This is a genomic window from Enterococcus thailandicus (assembly GCF_001886265.1).
GTDB classification, from domain to species: domain Bacteria; phylum Bacillota; class Bacilli; order Lactobacillales; family Enterococcaceae; genus Enterococcus_B; species Enterococcus_B thailandicus.
On record NZ_JXLE01000043.1, the window covers coordinates 1 to 1,038 of the forward strand.

The following is a 1,038-nucleotide window of genomic DNA, read 5'->3' on the forward strand; positions in this document are numbered from 1 at the left end:
AATCTGTTCAACTAGGTGATGTCGTCAAAATTTGGCATAAAGAACAATGGCGTAACTTCTATACGAAAGATGAAAAAGAGATTCAGTATTCAGGTAAAAATGAAGATATTGTTTATTTCTTGGTTACCGCCAATGGCTTTGTTCCTTATCGCTTAAATCAATTAGAAGCCAAAGAATCAACGATTTTAATGAGCACAACGAATGAAGATCTGGATCAGAAGAAGAATGAACTGATTGATTTTCTTGGAATGACTGGAAATGGACTAAAAGTAACTAAAATGACTCAGTATCCAGATCGTTCAAAAGCGGGGAAGGCAGTAGGAAAAGTGTTGGTAGAAGAAACAATCGAAGGCATCACTCATACTTATGAATATGAAGTGACCTTTAACGTACTAAGCGACTTAAATGTTTCTGCCAAACAACTCGCTGATATTCCGTTAGGAACGACCTTATCAACAAGTGCCAAAGAGTATGTCACAGTTGATTCTACGCCAGAAGCCGAAGAAAAGCTGACTTTTGAATGGGTTGGTGAACCAATTAGCGGGACAACTGTTGGCCAGCATCAAGCAACGGTTCGCGTAACCAGCCAAAACTTCAATCAATCAGTTGATGTCGTGATTAATTACAAAGTATTGTATAGCAATAGTATCGTAATGGGGACTGATCCGTTAGTAACACTTAGCTTGTTGGACGATGAGGGAGTGCCCAAGCTAGTTGCAACACCAGGAACGGCAAAAAATGAATTGACATTGCGTCCGCTATTGAATGTTTATCGTGGCTCAATGACGAATGTGCTCGTTTCACTACAAACAAGTACGGTTTATCAAACGCCGGATCAGTTAGCAACCACTTGGAATGGTTTGATTAAATCAGCAACAATCGAGTATGGGGATGTGATAACCGCATCGGGTACTAAGAAAGATAGTCCAACTTGGCAATTAAGTGGTTCAGAAACATATACGAGTCGAAATGAAGTGTTAGTGAAAGAAGCTGAAGGACAGACGGAGGCTTTCTATGAATTGACACCAAATGGTTATT

1 protein-coding gene is annotated in these 1,038 nt (G+C 39.7%); it reads left to right on the forward strand.

Features of this window, described 5'->3' with window-relative positions; all coding sequences use genetic code 11:
• The coding region (locus tag RV17_RS13550) for a hypothetical protein (RefSeq protein WP_428839267.1) at nucleotides 1–1,038 on the forward strand (1,038 nt) is incomplete at both ends.